Source organism: Corallococcus interemptor (assembly GCF_003668875.1).
Taxonomy (GTDB): Bacteria; Myxococcota; Myxococcia; order Myxococcales; family Myxococcaceae; genus Corallococcus; species Corallococcus interemptor.
Genome location: NZ_RAWM01000053.1, coordinates 1 through 15,157 on the forward strand (window position 1 = coordinate 1; position 15,157 = coordinate 15,157).

A 15,157-nucleotide genomic window follows, 5' to 3' on the forward strand; every position below is an offset into this window, starting at 1 on the left:
ATCCAGAAGGAGATGGGGTTCCGGGCAAGGTCCTAAGGGGGCCAAAGCCGGGGGAAAAGCGGATGCCATACCTGTCCATCCGGGGTGCCAGACTCTACTACGAGGACACCGGTGGAAGTGGGGAGCCGGTGCTCTTCAGCCACGGGCTGCTCTGGGACTCCCGGCTGTTCCACCGGCAGGTGGAGGCCCTGAGGGGCCAGTATCGCTGCATCGTGTACGACCACCGGGGCCAGGGGCTGAGCGAGCCCCCGCCTGGCGACTCGGTCATCGGCCTGCGCACGGTGTACGAGGACGCGGTGGCGGTCATCCAGGCGCTGGGCCTGGCCCCCTGCCACTTCGTGGGCCAGTCCATGGGGGGCTTCGTGGGCCTGAGGGTGGCCGCCAGGCACCCGGAGCTGCTGCGCTCACTGGCGCTGTTGGACTCATCCGCCGCGGCGGAGCTGCCGCTGACGCTGGCGCGCTACCGGGTGCTGACGGTGCTCACGCACTGGCTGGGCTTGAGGCCGGTGGTGGACCGGATCATGTCGCTCTACTTCGGGCGCACGTTCCTGCGAGACCCGGAGCGGGCGGCGGAGCGGGCCCTGTTGCGCAGGCAGCTGGTGGAGAACCCGCGCGCGGTGTGGCGAGCGATGGAGGGCGTCATCCACCGCCGCAGCGTGGAGGGAGAGCTGCACCGCATCGAGACGCCCACGCTGGTGCTGGTGGGGGACGAGGACGCGGTGACGGTGCCAGCGGTGGCGGAGCGGCTGCATCAGCGCATCCGGGGCGCGCGGCTCAAGCGGCTGCGCTGCGGCGGGCACATGTGCATCCTGGAGCAGCCCCAGGCGGTCAACGTCGCGCTGGGAGACTTCCTGGAGGAGGTGGAGCGCACCTCGCTCCAGGAAGAGGCACTGGCGGCGATGGGCTAGCCCCGGGCCTCGGGCTCGCGGCAGACCGCCTCCGACGCGTCGCCGGTGTCCGCGGGCTGCACGGAGGCCTGAGGCTCGGAGGGCTGCGCCACCGGCGAGCCGATGCAGACGCCGTAATCGCCACACGTGATGATGTGGCCGGCCTCCAGACAGAGCTCGGCGCACGACTCCCTTTCACAGTAGTCGTTGGTGCAATCCGGCGGCCGGGCGCTGGCGGTCAGCGGTGCGAAGAGAACAGGGACCAGGAGCAGGGTTCGGCGGAGCAGCGTCATGAGGCACCTCGGGCGGAAGTGGCACCACTGCGGCTGAAGGCTGTCGGTGAGACAGAGACAGCCCGGCGCATGCTTGCCCGGAACCCAATGACAAAGCAAACCCCTGTTCCTGGAGCCGGTGGAGACACCGCTCCAGGAACAGGAACCGCGAGGAATGTCAGCCCTGGGCCTGTTCGGCGGGCGCGCGGCAGACGGCTTCCGCGTCGTCGGCCTGGGCGGGCGCGGGCTGCTGCGCGGAGGCCTGCGGCTCGGACGGGGCGACCGGCAACAGGCCGCTGCAGATGCCGTATTCGGCGCACTGGATGGTTTCGCCACCGTTGTCACAGAGGAGGGTGCAGGAACTGGTGGGCTTGCACTGCTCGGGGCAGGGCCGAGGCGCGGCGCTCGCGGTCAGCGGAAGGAGGAAGAGGCCAGCGGCACCAGCGAGAAGGGTCTTGGAGAGCTTCATGGTGGGGCTCCTGTCTGCGTGGGTTGAACGGCGTCCAGCATCCATTCCTACGAAATCCAATTGCAGTCCTGGTCGTGTCTGGAGGCAAAAACACTCAAAGACAGATGTGGGTGTCTGCCTTCACTTCGGGTGCCTGGAACAACCCATGAAGTCGCCCTCTCGCTGAACGTCGATCCAATCTAGCGCCTGAACGCCCGCTCAGTATCTTGATCAGGCGTGAGCTACGCCGAGCTGGTGTGCCGGTCCCACTTCTCCTTCCTGCACGGCGCCTCCCATCCGGAGGAGCTGGTGGCCACCGCGGCGCGGCTGGGGCTGTCCGCGCTGGCGCTGACGGATCGGGATGGGCTCTACGGCGTGGTGAAGGCGCACCTCGCGGCGAAAGAGCACGGCGTGAAGCTGCTCCTGGGCGCGGAGCTTACGCTGGAGGACGGCCCGCCGGTGGTCGTGTACGCGCGGGACGCGGCCGGGTACTCGAACCTGTGCCGGCTGGTGTCCCATGGCCGGATGACGCACCCCAAGGGTGAGGCGGGCGTGCCCTGGCGCAAGGTGGCGGAGCACGCGCAGGGGCTGCTGGCGCTGCTGCCAGGGCCCGCGCCGCTGGAGGCCGTGGCGCCGCTGGCGGAGGCGTTTCCCGGATGCTTCCACGTGGGCTTGAGCCGCTCGCTGTCCGCGGGGGACGCGGCCCGGGAGGCGCGAGCGGAAGCCCTGGCCCGCGCGCTGGGCGTGCCGCTGGTGGCGCACAACGACGTGCACACGCACCACCGCGACCGGCAGCCTCTTCAGGACGTGCTCACGGCCATCCGCCACGGGGTGACGGTGGATCAGGCGGGCACGCGGCTGTTCCCGAACGCGGAGCGGACGCTGAAGTCCCCCGGGGACATGGCGCGGCTGTTCGCGGACCGGCCCGAGGCGCTGGCGCGCACGGTGGAGCTGGCGTCGCGCTGCGAGGCGTCCCTGGACGCGCTGCACTACCGCTTCCCGGAGGAGGACCTGCCTCAGGGCCGCACCGCGGACGAACACCTGCGGCTCCTCACGGAAGCCGGCCTGCGCACGCGCTATCCGGGAGGCGTGCCTCCGGAGGTGACGAAGCAGATCGACCACGAGCTGCGGCTCATCGCGGCGCTGGACTTCGCGGGGTACTTCCTGTCGCTGTGGGACATCGTGATGTTCGCCAGGGGGCGGGGCATCCTGTGCCAGGGACGGGGCAGCGCGGCGAACTCGGCGGTCTGCTACGCGCTGGGCATCACCGCCATTGATCCGGTGCGCATGGGGCTCTTGTTCGAGCGCTTCCTCAGCATGGAGCGCAAGGAGCCGCCGGACATCGACGTGGACTTCGAGCACGAGCGGCGCGAGGAGGTGCTCCAGTACGTCTATGAAAAGCACGGCCGCCACCACGCGGGCATGGTGTGCGAGGTCATCTGTTACCGGGGACGGCTGGCGCTGCGCGAGGCGGGCAAGTCGCTGGGGCTGTCGTTGGATCAGGTGGACCGGCTGTCGCGCGTTGCCTCGTCGCACGGCTTCCAGGTGACGCCGGACGTGCTCCAGGAGGCGGGGCTGTCCCCGACGGACGGGCGGGTGCTGCGGACACTGTCGGTGGCGAAGGAGCTGGAGGGTGTGCCCCGGCACCTGTCCATCCACGTGGGCGGCTTCGTGATGACGCGCGAGCCGCTGGTGGACCTGGTGCCGGTGGAGAACGCGGCGATGCCCGGGCGCACGGTCATTCAGTGGGAGAAGGACGACATCAACGCGGTGGGCCTCCTGAAGGTGGACCTGCTGGCGCTGGGCATGTTGACGGCGCTGTCGCGCTGCTTCGCCTTGATTCACAAGCATTACGGTCGCGAGCTGTCCCTGGCCACGGTGCCGCCGGAGGACCCGAAGGTCTACGACATGCTGTGCAATGCGGACACGGTGGGTGTGTTCCAGATTGAGAGCCGCGCGCAGATGAACATGCTGCCCCGGCTCCAGCCCCGGACCTTCTACGACCTGGTGGTGCAGATCGCCCTCATCCGCCCGGGCCCCATCGTGGGCAACATGGTGCACCCGTACCTTCGCCGTCGGCACGGGCAGGAGCCGGCGACGTACCCCAGCGACGAGGTTCGCGGCATCCTCCAGAAGACGCTGGGCGTGCCGCTGTTCCAGGAGCAGGCGATGCGGCTCGCGATGGTGGCGGCGGGCTTCAGCGCGGGCGAGGCGGACGGCCTGCGGCGGGCGCTGAGCCACAAGCAGGCGGAGGCGCGCATCCTCCCGTACCGGGGCCGCTTCGTGGAGGGCTGCGAGGCGAAGGGCTACACGCGCAAGCAGGCGGAGGAGTGGTTCGACCACTTCCGGGGGTTCGCGCACTACGGGTTCCCGGAGAGCCACTCCGCGAGCTTCGCGTTGATTGCCTATGCGTCCAGCTGGCTGAAGTGCCACTACCCGGCGGCCTTCACCGCGGCGCTGCTCAACTCACAGCCCATGGGGTTCTACGCGCCGCACACGCTGGTGGCGGACGTGCAGCGGCACGGCGTGGAGGTGCGGCCGGTGGACGTGCGGCGCTCGAATTGGGACTGCACGTTGGAGGACGGGGCGGTGCGGCTGGGGTTGAGGATGGTGCGGGGGCTGGGCGAGTCCTCGGGCCGGGCGGTGGAGAGCGCGAGGCGCGGGGACTACGCGAGCGTGGGAGACCTGGCGCGGCGGGCGCGCATTCCCCGGCATGAATTGACGCGGCTGGCGTTGTCCGGGGCGCTGGCGTCGCTGTGCGGGGCTCGCAGGCAGGCGCTGTGGGAGATCCAGGCGCTGGGGCCGCTGGACGCGGACGACCTGTTCTTCGGCATGTCCATGGACGGCACGGCGGTGGAATTGCCGCCCATGGGGGTCCAGGAGCGGGTGGTGGCGGATTACGACACGGTGGGGCTGTCCTTGGAGAAGCACCCGCTGGAGCTCTTGCGGCCCACGTTGAAGCGGATGGGGGCGGTGACGGCGGAGGGCTTGAAGCGGGTGTCTGCGGGGCGGCGGGTGAAGGTGGGCGGGATGATGATCTGCCGGCAGATGCCGCCCACGGCGAAGGGGATCTGCTTCATCTCACTGGAGGACGAGACGGGGATCGCGAACCTGGTGGTGCCCTCGGAGGTGTACGCGCGGTGCAGGCAGGAGATCCACGGCGCGCTGTTCCTCGTGGGGGAGGGGATGCTGGAGCGCTCGGGGAAGGTGACGAACGTGAAGACGCGCAGCGTGGTGTCCGTAAGGCAGTGAGTCCAACAGCGCGCTACATCTGCACGTCTGTTCTCCTGATCCGTGGGTGAGGGGGCGGAACGACCCACGGGGGCATGGAACAACCCGTATTGCTGGCGATATAGGTTGCTTCTGTCTGGAGTGTAGTAGCGTGGATCAGAACGGGAGGGTTCTCAGTGCGCAACAGTCTTCGGTGGTTGGGGTCGCTGCTCGATCGCGTTGGCCTGTCTGAAGTGGTGGAGGAGGCGAGCGATTGGGTGCGGTACTACGCGCAGGGCAAGCCGCCGGTGAACGAGCCCGCGCCGACCCGCGTTTCCCGCCCGGTGCACTCGGAGGCCCCGCGCGCGTCCATGCATGAGGTGATCGAGTCGCTGCGCAACGCGACGCCCCAGCGTCAGGTGGACGCGACGGTGGTGGAGATCCCCTTCGAGGGCCGCATGGAGCTCTCGCCCGCCGCCCGCCGCAAGACGGCGCCCAAGGCGAAGAAGGCCGCGACCAAGAAGAGCGCGGCGAAGAAGGCCCCGGCCGCGAAGAAGGCGGCCCCCGCGAAGAAGAAGAGCGCGGCGAAGAAGGCCCCGGCCGCGAAGAAGGCGGCCACGTCCGGAGCAACGAGCGGGGACGCGGTGTCGGTGCTGGAGACCGCGCTGCGAGGCCACGCGCGCCAGAAGGACCTGGTCTCCGCGGGCAAGGAGAAGGACCAGCTCTTGCGTTCGCTGATCCCGCTCTACCTGGCGAAGGCGCTGGACGTGGAGGTGACGTCCGGAACCACGTCGCGCTTCTGGAGCGGGCTGGGAGTGACGTACGCCGCCCCGAACGCCGCCAAGGCCCTGCGCCTGCACGCCGGCTACGCCCAGGACACCAAGAAGGGCAAGGCCATCACCGCCAAGGGCATCCGCTACGTGGAAGACGCCCTGGCGCAGGCCGCGAAGTAGCGCCTGTCAGTCCCGATGCCGCGTCTTCTCTTGGGCAGACGCGGCATGAGCCCGGTTGTGGTCAGCGTCCTCGTTGGGGCGCTGTCTGCTTGTTCGGGCGCAAAGCCAGGCCCTGAAACTCCAGCTCACAACTCTGCGGCCGGCATCGATGCCGGAACGTCTGCCTTTGAATGGCCAGAGGATGTCGAGCCCATGGCGACACTGGATGGTCCCGCCATCCTGGCATCCCATGCGGCCCTCCAGGATGTGCTGAGCCGCTTTCCCAAGGCGCGCCGCAATGAATGCATTTTCACCGCGCGGGCCCTGGAAGTCGTCGTGGGCAAGGGAAAGGGCGTCTACATTGTTCGCGTGAACCGGCGCGTCGATTACTGCGAGGGAATCGGGCCTGGTGGCAACTTCGAGCTCGACTGGTTCGAGCTCTACGCCGTCTCACCCGAGGGGCGAATCATCGAGCGATACCAGTACGCACCCTGAAGCAACGCTCAATCCCTCGCGGACCGTGAGCCCGGGACGGGCAGGTTGTCCGTCCTGCGGTACGTGGCCACCACGGAGTACTTCGTGTCCGCTGTGTGGTTCCGGCTGGCCGCGTGGAACAGCCGCGCGTGGAAGAACAGCACGTCCCCGGGGGACAGCCGCACGTACCGCGCGCTCTCGATGAGCGCCGCGTTCTCCGGCAGCTCCGGCCGCAGGAACAGCTTCGCGTCATAGCGCTCCGGCGCGAACTGCATCCGGTGCGTGCCGGGCAATACCTTGAGACCGCCGTTCTCCGGCGTCTCCGCGCCCAACGCCAACCACGTGGAGATGAGCTCCGGCCGCGTGAAGGCCCAATACCTCACGTCCTGGTGCCAGCCCGTGTCCGAGGAAAAGCGCGGCTGCTTCGTCATCACGCAGTTGTGGTGCGCCCGCGCCTGCACCACCGGCCCGTCCAGCAGCTGGCCCAGCGCCTCCAGCAACCGCGCGTCGTCGAACCACGCCGCGAACAGGGGCGAGCGTCCGTGGGCCTTCAACAACCGCCGCACCGTCCGGCCGCCCTCGGCGTCCAGGTTCGCGGGCGAGCCCGGATAGGCCACGTCGGCCTCGTACTCCACCGGGCCGTCCCCGGAGGCCAGCTGCTCCTGGATGACGGCCCGCATCCGCTCACACGTCCCGCTGTCCACGAAGGACGGCAGGACGAGATACCCATCGGTGGCGAAGCGCTGGCACTGCTCGGGGCTCAGGACGGACATGGCGCCCGCTTCTTAATGGGCGCGCCCTCCGCGCGCACCTGTCGCGACGCTCAGCCCAGGAGCCGCGAATCATCCAGGTCGACTTCGTCCTGGATGAGGTCCACGCCGTTCTGCCGGAACCGCCGCGCCGCCGCCCGGCTGCGCGGACCGTGCCCGTGCTCCAGGCACCACTGCGCGTGCTCGCTCAGGAGCGCCAATTCCAGCGTGCGCCCCAGCGTCAGGGAGAAGCGCCGCGCCCCGGCCTCCATCGTCGTGGGGTTCGCCATGGCTCCGGACACCCAGGCCCGCGCGTGCTCCAGCGCGTCGTGCGCCGTCTTCACGCACGGCCGCAGGCCCACGTCCGTCACCTTCGACAGCCGGCCCTCCACCTCGTGGAAGAACGCCTCCAGCGTGCCTTCCTTCGCCAGCGCGCGCAGCGCGTCCAGCGACAGCACGTTCGTCGTGCCCTCCCAGATGGACAGCACCTGCGCGTCCGCCTGGATGCGCGGCAGGCCCGTGTCCTCCACGTAGCCCGCGCCGCCGAAGGACTCCGACACCTCCGACGTGATGTGCACCACCTGCCGGCCCGTCGTCAGCTTCGCCAGCGGCGTCACCAGCCGCTGCAACAGCAGCTCCTGCTCCGTCGCCGTGCGCGTCTCCAGCTTGCCCAGCAGCTCCACCGCGCGGAACGCCAGCAGGAACCCCGCCTGGAACTCCGCCTCCAGCCCCGCCAGCGTGTCCACGTGCAGCGGCTTCTCCGACAGCGGCGCGCCGAACTGCACCCGGCGCTTTGCATAATCGTGCGCCAGCGCCAGGGCCCGGCGCATGGCCCACGTCGCGCCCATCGCGTTCCAGGTGCGCGTCACGTTCAGCATCATCGCCATGTTGCGGATGCCGTCCGTCAGCCCCGCCACCGGCGTCGCCAGCGTCCCGTCCAGCGTCAGCTCCGCCGTGGGCACCTTGCGCGTGCCGAACTTGTCCTTCAGCCGGTTGATCTGGATGCCATTGAGCCGGCCCTGCGCGTCCCGCGTCTCCACGAAGAAGAGCGCCAGGCCCTTGCCGCCCGGGCCGTTGCCCGTGGGCCGCGCCAGCGTCAGCGCCATCTGCGCCGTCGTCGCGGACGTGAACCACTTCGTGCCGTACAGCCGCCAGCCCTCTGGCGACTGCCGCGCCTCCGTCAGCGTCAGCCCCACGTCCGAGCCGCCCGTGCGCTCCGTCATCCACTGGCCCGACGTCCAGAACGTCGCCGGATCGCGTGACGTCAGGCGGGGCAGGGCGTGGTCGATGAGCGCCTGGTTGCCCAGGGACAACAGCGAGCGCGCCGCGCCGTCCGTCATCGCCAGCGGACACGAGTAGACGTCCAGCGACGGCTGCACCAGGTAGTTCAGCGCGAACTGGTGCACGCGGCTGAGCGCACCGCTCTTCTGCTCGTACGCCACCGCGACCAGGCCCTTCTTCGCCGTCAGCGCCTCCGCCTCCTTCCACAGCGGGGACACCTCGATGTGGTCGATGCGCTGGCCCCACGGGTCCCACTGCGTGAGGACGGGCTCGTTCAGCCGGTCGCGCTGCTGGAACTCGTAGAAGTACTTGCCGCCCAGCTCGCCCAGCTCCCGGAAGTCGTCCTGGAGCGAGCGAAACATTTCCGGCGGCAGGGTCCGGGCAAGGTAGCCCTGCAGGAACGCGTCGTCGTCGTACTGGTTGCCAAGAACCGGGGGCGCCTGGAAGAAGCTCATGGCCCGAAGTTAACACCGCTGACATGACGGTGGGGTAGAGTGACCTCCCCCTCCGCCGGAGCCGTGATGACCGACTTCACCCGCAGGCCTCCTCCTGGCACCGGTCCGTCCTCGCTCGACACCGACCAGGACCCGAACCGCAGCATCACCCCGCTGGAGACGCCCGCCTCGCCCGCGAGCCCCGTCTTCGCGCCGCCTCCTCGCCCGCGCGCGCCCACCACCGCCGGCATGCCCCTGAGCGGCTCGCAGCCTCCGGAGCCCACCCGCTCCCGGCCGGCCCAGTCCGCGCCGCTGCCGTCCGTCATCTTCGATCCCATGCCTCGCCCTCGCGTGCCGCCCGCGCAGTCCGCGGGCGTGGCCCCGCCCGGAGCGCCGCCGCCCTTCAACGAGGAGATGCTGGACGTGCAGACGGAGCGGCGCACCGCGCCCCCCGGGCCTCCGCCTCCGCAGGAGCGCCGTGCTCCGGAGGCCGAGCGCCGGGGAGGCTCGGAGGCGGACCGCCGTGGCGCCGCGGGTCCGGCTGCCTCGGACCGTCGCGGCTCCACGTCCGCGCCACCGCAGGGCTACGTGGGCCCGGAGCGGCGCGGCTTCCGTCGCGGTGAAGGCTCGGATGCGCCGGCGACGAACCGCTTCTGGCCCGCGCAGCCCAAGACGCTCCAGGAGGCCGGCCTCAACGCGACGTTCGTGGAGGAGCTGGTCCTCAAGGCCATCTTCTTCGCGGGCGAGATGCGCGGCATGGACGTGGCCACGCGCCTGCAACTGCCCTCCGCGCTGGTGGACGAGGTCATCGAGGGCCTGCGCCGCCAGAAGTACATCGACATCCGTGGCGGTGGCGGATCCGGCGTGGGCCGCTCCACGATGATCTACCAGCTCACGACCTTCGTGACGGACGTGCTGCGGCAGATATTGGACCGCAACCGCTACAACGGCCCGGCGCCCGTGCCGTTCAATGAATGGGTCGCCGCCGTGAAGCAGCAGACCGTGCGCGGCAACCGCATCACCCGCCATCGCATGGAGGACAAGTTCGGCGACCTGATCATCCGCGACTACATCTTCGACGGCATCGGCCCGGCGATGAACTCCGGGCGCGCCATCTTCTTCTACGGCCCTCCGGGCAACGGCAAGACGGCCATCTGCCAGGGCATGGTCAACTGCTACGAGGGGGACATCTTCGTCCCGCACGCGCTGCTCATCGACGACTTCGTGGTGAAGATGTTCGACGCGAACATCCACCGCGCGGTGGAGGACGAGCCCGGCATGCCCTCGTATGACCGCCGCTGGGTGCGCTGCCGCCGGCCGCTGGTGGTGGTGGGCGGTGAGCTCACGCTGGAGATGCTCGACCTCGTCTACACCCCGGAGGTGAAGTACTACGAGGCGCCGTTCCAGATGAAGGCGTCCAACGGGATGCTCCTCATCGACGACTTCGGCCGGCAGAAGGTGTCCCCCAAGGACCTGCTCAACCGGTGGATCGTCCCGCTGGAGAGCGACGTGGACATCCTCACGCTGCACACCGGCAAGAAGATCCAGGTGCCCTTCGACGTGTTCGCCGCGTTCTCCACCAACCTGGATCCGAGCGACCTGGTGGATGACGCCTTCCTGCGCCGCGTCCGCTACAAGCTGGAGGTGCAGCGCCCGGACGAGGAGCAGTTCCACGAGATCTTCCGGATGATGTGCAAGAAGCGCGGCGTGCCCTACGACGCGCGCGCCGTGGACTACCTCATCGACGAGCACTACCGCCCGAACCACCGGCCCTTCGCCGCGTGCCAGCCTCGCGACCTGTTGGATCAGGTCATCGACATGGCGAACTACCAGGGCCAGACGCCGCGCCTGGAGCCCGCGCTGCTGGACGCCGCCGTGCGCAGCTACTTCGTGCGCTTCGACAAGCCCGCGTCCTCCACGCCCACCTCCGCGTCCGCCCGCTGAAGCGGCTGGGGGCCGTCCCCCGCGAACGGCCCCCACGGCGACGGCTGGAGCCACGCGCGCACCGTCTCCACGGGCACGTTGGCCAGCACGTCCACGATGGACAGCCCCGTCACGAAGCGTCCCTCGCGCCCCTGCGCGTAGTCCGGGTGGCGGAAGCGCTGCCACAACAGGCGCACGTCCACCGCGCGGAAGCGCTCCGGCTTCAGGTACACCGTGGAGCCCGTCCCCGAGTAGTACGTGTGCGCGCCCGTCTGGAGGCAGTACTCCACCAGCCGCTGCGTCTTGTCCTCACCCCGGCGCTCCAGCGTGGAGGACAGCACCAGGTTCGGCTCCAAACCCAGCGGCGCGTAGAAGAGCGCCATGCTGGACAGGAGCACGCGCAGGAGCGACCCCGGACCGGACTCGCGCGCGGCGGCGTCATAGAAGGGCTCCAGGAGCGGCAGCACCTGCGCGCGGAAGTGGGGCCGGCCTCCGTAGAGCGTCACCAGGGCCTGCAGGTGCTTGCGCGCCCAGGGCTGGCTTGCGTCCACCGCCAGGTCGCGGATGCGCGTGTCGCGGTGCGGATCCTCCAGCGGGATGGACAGCCACTGGAAGCCCGGCTCGGACGGCGGGGGCGTGGGGACACCGTAGGGCAGGGCGACGCGCGTGCGGCGCTGCCAGCCGCGCCTCAGCCACTGCACGTCATCCAGCACCACCAGCGTGCCGGCGCGGGCCACCTGTTCGTAGAAGTCCACCCACGGCAGGTAGTGGGGCTGCTCCGCGACAAGGACTCCAGGGTGGCCGGACACGCCCCGGATGATAGGGCCTTTCAGCCGTTGCGCACGGGGTGGCGGAACACCGGCGGGAAGACGCGCGGGGCCTTCTTCTTGCGCACGCAGGTGGTGTCCGCGCTCATGTAGCAGGCGGAGAACGCGCGCCGCCGCTGTCCGGGCCGGCCGCGCCCGGAGCGGTGCCAGACGTGGTTGTGCACCAGCAGCGCCTCACCGGCCCGCACCGGCAGGGACACGACATGTCTTTCCGCGTCCGCCGCCTCCACGCGGTCCGGGGGAATCACGCCGCCCAGCGCCGTCACCAGCCCCGCGCGGTGGCTGCCGGGGATCAGTTCCAGACAGCCGCCGCCCTCCGGCGCGTCGTCCAGCGCGGTCCAGATCTGGAGGTCCGGCTCGCGCGTGAGGCCCCACAGCTTTCCGCCGTCCTGGTGGAAGGGCAGGTTGCTGCCGCCCGCGGGGCCCTTGTGGAAGAGGATGGCGCGGTACAGGACGATGTCGCCGGGGATGCGCGAGCGGGCGATGCGCTCGAACAGCGGGTTCTCCAGCCACGCGAGGAAGCGCGGATCCTTCTCCAGCTTCTCCAGCTTGCGGTACTCCAGGGACGGCCCCTGCCAGCCCAGCCCCAGGGGGGCGTCCTCGTAGCGGCCGGTGGTGGCGTCCGGCTGGAAGAACATCCCCGGGTACACCACGCGGCCGAGCATCAGGTCGTCCGCCCGCTCGCGCAGCGCCTCCACGCCCGCGTCGTCCAGCACCCGGCCCAGGCGCGCGTAGCCGTGCGCCTCGTAGTGGGCGAGCACGGCCGCCACGTCCAACCCTTCCGCCTCCTGGCTGAGCATCCCCGGCACCATTGCCTGGAGCCGCGAGCGCGTCCAGCACGGCCCTCCGCGGACAGGGGAGGGCGCCCTCGTGGGACGGGCCGTCTGCCCTTGCACCCGCGCCTGCCCGGCCGCATGGTGGGCGGGGATGCCCTACCGTCGCGCCACGCACCTCGTCTCCGCCCCGGACGGCACCCGGGTGGCGGTCCACACCCACAGCTCAGGCATGCCGGAGGAGGGGCGCGACGCCGCGCTCGCGGACCGCCCCACGGTGCTGCTGACCAACGGCATTGGCACGTCGGAGAACTTCTGGCGCCACCTGGTCGCGGACCTGGAGCAGGACCACCGCGTGGTGCACTGGGACTACCGCGGCCACGGCATGAGCGAGGAGTCGCGCGACGGGGACTACCGCGTGAAGGTGCACGTGGACGACCTGGAGCGCGTCACCGAGGCCGCCATGGTGCGCGGCGACGGCCGGCCGCCGCACCACATCGCCTTCTCCATGGGCGTGCGCATCCTGCTGGAGCTGTACCGCCGGCGTCCGGACCTGGTGCCGTCCATGACGCTCATCGCGGGGACGCCGGGCGTGCCGGGCTCGGCGGATCCTCGCTGGAGTTCGCGCTTCGTGCTGTCCGCCGCGAAGGGGATGCTCGCCGCCAGCACGCCGTGGGTGCCCGTGGCGGCGCCCGTGGTGAAGGCCTTCCTCGCCACCCCGCTGGCGGATCCGCTGGCCAGGGCCGTGGGCGCGCTGCGGCCCCGGGCTCCGCGCGAGGACATCGCCGAGTTCCTCGACGCGCTCTACCACATGAGCGCGCAGGCCTATTGGCGCACCCTGCGGGGCCTCACGGAGGGCCACGCCTGGGACGTCCTGCCGTCCATCCGGGTGCCGGTGCTGATCATCGCCGCCAGCGATGACGTCCTCGTGCCCCTGTCGGAAGTGCAGCGGCTGCACCGCGCGCTGCCCCAGGCCCACTGGCTCCAGGTGGACGACGCCGGCCACGCGGGCCTGCTGGAGGCCGGGACGGAGATGGCCCAGGCTGTTCGTGGCTTCCTGGATGCCCATGGATTAGGCGGTTTGAACCCCGCTCCGTGAGCCAGAAGTCACCGGCCGGGGTTTGCGTCGCCCTGTAATTTTGTGGTTTGAGAGGAGGCTCAGTACTCAACACGGAGTCTCCATGTCCTGGTCTTCCCGGCACCTGCTGGTCCCTTTGTCAGCGGTGCTGTTGGTGTTGTCGGCGTGCGGTGGCGATGACGACAACAAGAACCCTGTCTGCGGCAACGGCATCATCGAGAGTGGCGAGGCGTGCGACGACGGCAACCGCGTCGAAGGCGACCGCTGCAACAACAGCTGTCAGGTGACCACGCCCACGGTCGACGCGGGCACTGACGCAGGGACCGAGACGGACGCGGGCACTGACGCAGGGACCGAGACGGACGCGGGCACTGACGCAGGGACCGAGACGGACGCGGGTACGGGCACCGACGCGGGCACCGAGACGGACGCGGGCACGGCGACGGACGCGGGCACGGGCACCGACGCGGGCACGGGCACCGACGCGGGCACCGAGACGGACGCGGGCACCGAGACGGACGCGGGCACGGGCACCGACGCCGGCACGGACGCTGGTACCGACGCGGGCACGGAGACCGACGCGGGCACGGATGGCGGCGCCATCGACGCGGGCCCGGCTCCGGACGCGGGCACGGACGCGGGCACGGACGCGGGCACCACTGTGACGCTGAGCGCCCTGGAGCCGGCCGCGGTCTTCGCGCGCTCGGGCACCACGGGTGAGACGATTCCGGAGCCGCTGGCGGTGACGCTGAGCGCCAACGCCACGGCGGACGTGGTGGTCCAGGTCGCCTCGTCCAGCCCCTCGGTGGTCGTGGCGAACAACGGCCAGGTGACGGTGCCCGCGGGCTCGCGCTCCGCGGCGGTCATCGTGACGGCGGACGACGCGGCGGGCTCCGCCAAGGCGACGCTGACGGCCACGCTGGGGGGGGACTCCCGCACCGCGACGGTGCGCGTGCTGGGTGCGACGGAGGCGGCCTCGCTGGCGTACCTGTCGCCGGAGACGGTGTCCCTGTCCGCCGGTCAGACGGCGAACGTCACCGTGACGCTCGACATCCCGGCCGCGGCGGCCACGTCCATCGCGCTGTCCACCACGGGCAACGTGGGCTCCGTGCCGGCCACCGTGACGGTGCCGGCCAACGAGGTCTCCGCGAAGTTCGTCTTCACCGCCGGCGCGGCCGGCACGACGGGCACCATCGTGGCCACGCTCAACGGCCAGTCCGTGTCCGCCCAGGCGAAGGTCTCTGCCGCTCCCACGACGAACCACGTCGTGATCAGCGAAGTCGCCGCGGCAGGCTCGGCCACCGGCCAGCCCGGCGACGACGACGAGTTCGTCGAGCTCTACAACCCGACGAACGCGGAGGTGAACATCGGCGGCTGGAAGCTCCAGTACAAGAAGGCCGTGGATGGCACCTACACCGGCAGCTATACGCTTCCGGCGACCGCCCGCATCGCCGCGCACGGCTTCTTCCTGATTGCCCGGGACACCTTCCAGGGCCCCGGGACGCCCGACGCGAAGTGGGGCACGGCCATCACCATGGGCGCCGGTGGTGGGCATGTGCGCATTGGCCCCGGCAGCCTCACGGACAAGCTCACGGATCCCAACGTCGTGGACAAGCTGGGCTGGGGCACGGGTGACGACGGGGAAGGCGGGGCCATCAAGAGCACGCCGTCCAGGGCCGGCAGCTTCGAGCGCAAGGCCAACGCCGCCTCGTCGGCCTCCACCATGGAGACCGGCGTCGACAAGACGGCGGGCAACAGCCAGGACACGAACGTGAACAGCGCGGACTTCATCATCCGCACCACGCGTGACCCGCAGAACAAGTCGAGCGCCCTCGAAGTGCCTTGACACGCTGAGCAGTGACTGACCGG

At 70.4% G+C, this 15,157-nt stretch carries 13 protein-coding genes; 7 read left to right on the forward strand and 6 right to left on the reverse strand.

The window, feature by feature from the left end; translation table 11 throughout:
• The first annotated feature begins 62 nt into the window (after positions 1 to 62).
• Positions 63 to 908, forward strand: a complete 846-nt coding sequence (locus D7X96_RS19980) for an alpha/beta fold hydrolase (protein ID WP_121770464.1) — start codon at positions 63 to 65, stop codon at positions 906 to 908.
• On the opposite strand, the gene D7X96_RS19985 is transcribed toward D7X96_RS19980, so the two are convergent.
• Positions 905 to 1,180, reverse strand: coding sequence for a hypothetical protein (locus D7X96_RS19985; RefSeq protein ID WP_120548902.1), 276 nt, complete (start codon positions 1,178 to 1,180; stop codon positions 905 to 907). The two genes, D7X96_RS19980 and D7X96_RS19985, sit on opposite strands and share 4 nt — an antisense overlap.
• Positions 1,181 to 1,337: 157 nt before the next feature.
• A complete protein-coding gene (locus D7X96_RS19990) occupies positions 1,338 to 1,628 on the reverse strand; it encodes a hypothetical protein (RefSeq protein WP_120548903.1) in 291 nt (96 codons plus the stop codon).
• A gap of 216 nt (positions 1,629 to 1,844) precedes the next feature.
• On the opposite strand from D7X96_RS19990, the gene D7X96_RS19995 reads away from it, so the two are divergent.
• From D7X96_RS19995 to D7X96_RS20005, 3 genes are all read left to right on the forward strand, one after another.
• Positions 1,845 to 4,859 carry an error-prone DNA polymerase gene (locus D7X96_RS19995; protein WP_120548904.1) on the forward strand — a complete coding sequence of 1,005 codons (3,015 nt, stop codon included), beginning with the start codon at positions 1,845 to 1,847 and terminating at the stop codon, positions 4,857 to 4,859.
• Between the two features lie 155 nt (positions 4,860 to 5,014).
• Positions 5,015 to 5,770 (forward strand): hypothetical protein, encoded by a 756-nt coding sequence (locus tag D7X96_RS20000; protein WP_244219661.1) that lies wholly within the window; start codon positions 5,015 to 5,017, stop codon positions 5,768 to 5,770.
• A 192-nt stretch (positions 5,771 to 5,962) separates the two neighbouring features.
• Positions 5,963 to 6,244 carry a hypothetical protein gene (locus tag D7X96_RS20005; protein ID WP_120548905.1) on the forward strand — a complete coding sequence of 94 codons (282 nt, stop codon included), beginning with the start codon at positions 5,963 to 5,965 and terminating at the stop codon, positions 6,242 to 6,244.
• A gap of 8 nt (positions 6,245 to 6,252) precedes the next feature.
• Here the strand turns inward: D7X96_RS20005 and D7X96_RS20010 are convergent, their stop codons facing one another.
• Both D7X96_RS20010 and D7X96_RS20015 read right to left on the reverse strand, forming a co-directional pair.
• Positions 6,253 to 6,996 (reverse strand): phytanoyl-CoA dioxygenase family protein, encoded by a 744-nt coding sequence (locus D7X96_RS20010; protein WP_120548906.1) that lies wholly within the window; start codon positions 6,994 to 6,996, stop codon positions 6,253 to 6,255.
• Between the two features lie 50 nt (positions 6,997 to 7,046).
• Entirely contained in the window at positions 7,047 to 8,708 is a 1,662-nt protein-coding gene (locus D7X96_RS20015) for an acyl-CoA dehydrogenase family protein (RefSeq protein WP_121770465.1), read from the reverse strand.
• A gap of 66 nt (positions 8,709 to 8,774) precedes the next feature.
• Between D7X96_RS20015 and D7X96_RS20020 the strand changes: the two genes are divergently transcribed.
• Positions 8,775 to 10,631 carry a DUF8689 domain-containing protein gene (locus tag D7X96_RS20020; RefSeq protein ID WP_120548908.1) on the forward strand — a complete coding sequence of 619 codons (1,857 nt, stop codon included), beginning with the start codon at positions 8,775 to 8,777 and terminating at the stop codon, positions 10,629 to 10,631.
• Here D7X96_RS20020 and D7X96_RS20025 read toward each other — a convergent pair.
• The gene (locus D7X96_RS20025; protein ID WP_120548909.1) at positions 10,571 to 11,419 is read right to left on the reverse strand and encodes a WbqC family protein; all 849 of its coding nucleotides are present in this window, start codon (positions 11,417 to 11,419) and stop codon (positions 10,571 to 10,573) included. The two genes, D7X96_RS20020 and D7X96_RS20025, sit on opposite strands and share 61 nt — an antisense overlap.
• A 20-nt stretch (positions 11,420 to 11,439) precedes the next feature.
• The gene (locus tag D7X96_RS20030) at positions 11,440 to 12,237 is read right to left on the reverse strand and encodes a phytanoyl-CoA dioxygenase family protein (protein WP_121770466.1); all 798 of its coding nucleotides are present in this window, start codon (positions 12,235 to 12,237) and stop codon (positions 11,440 to 11,442) included.
• A 127-nt stretch (positions 12,238 to 12,364) separates the two neighbouring features.
• Here D7X96_RS20030 and D7X96_RS20035 point away from each other — a divergent pair, with 127 nt between their 5' ends.
• Both D7X96_RS20035 and D7X96_RS20040 read left to right on the forward strand, forming a co-directional pair.
• A complete protein-coding gene (locus D7X96_RS20035; protein WP_121770467.1) occupies positions 12,365 to 13,309 on the forward strand; it encodes an alpha/beta fold hydrolase in 945 nt (314 codons plus the stop codon).
• An 82-nt stretch (positions 13,310 to 13,391) separates the two neighbouring features.
• Positions 13,392 to 15,134, forward strand: a complete 1,743-nt coding sequence (locus D7X96_RS20040) for a lamin tail domain-containing protein (protein ID WP_121770468.1) — start codon at positions 13,392 to 13,394, stop codon at positions 15,132 to 15,134.
• The last annotated feature ends 23 nt before the right edge of the window (positions 15,135 to 15,157 follow it).

What these genes read in the sequence shown, in the direction of transcription:
- D7X96_RS19980 (WP_121770464.1), top strand. Translation starts at nt 63, where the DNA reads ATGCCATACCTGTCCATCCGGGGTGCCAGACTCTACTACGAGGACACC.
- D7X96_RS19985 (WP_120548902.1), bottom strand. Translation starts at nt 1,180, where the DNA reads ATGACGCTGCTCCGCCGAACCCTGCTCCTGGTCCCTGTTCTCTTCGCA.
- D7X96_RS19990 (WP_120548903.1), bottom strand. Translation starts at nt 1,628, where the DNA reads ATGAAGCTCTCCAAGACCCTTCTCGCTGGTGCCGCTGGCCTCTTCCTC.
- D7X96_RS20005 (WP_120548905.1), top strand. Translation starts at nt 5,963, where the DNA reads ATGGCGACACTGGATGGTCCCGCCATCCTGGCATCCCATGCGGCCCTC.
- D7X96_RS20010 (WP_120548906.1), bottom strand. Translation starts at nt 6,996, where the DNA reads ATGTCCGTCCTGAGCCCCGAGCAGTGCCAGCGCTTCGCCACCGATGGG.
- D7X96_RS20015 (WP_121770465.1), bottom strand. Translation starts at nt 8,708, where the DNA reads ATGAGCTTCTTCCAGGCGCCCCCGGTTCTTGGCAACCAGTACGACGAC.
- D7X96_RS20020 (WP_120548908.1), top strand. Translation starts at nt 8,775, where the DNA reads ATGACCGACTTCACCCGCAGGCCTCCTCCTGGCACCGGTCCGTCCTCG.
- D7X96_RS20030 (WP_121770466.1), bottom strand. Translation starts at nt 12,237, where the DNA reads ATGCTCAGCCAGGAGGCGGAAGGGTTGGACGTGGCGGCCGTGCTCGCC.
- D7X96_RS20035 (WP_121770467.1), top strand. Translation starts at nt 12,365, where the DNA reads ATGCCCTACCGTCGCGCCACGCACCTCGTCTCCGCCCCGGACGGCACC.
- D7X96_RS20040 (WP_121770468.1), top strand. Translation starts at nt 13,392, where the DNA reads ATGTCCTGGTCTTCCCGGCACCTGCTGGTCCCTTTGTCAGCGGTGCTG.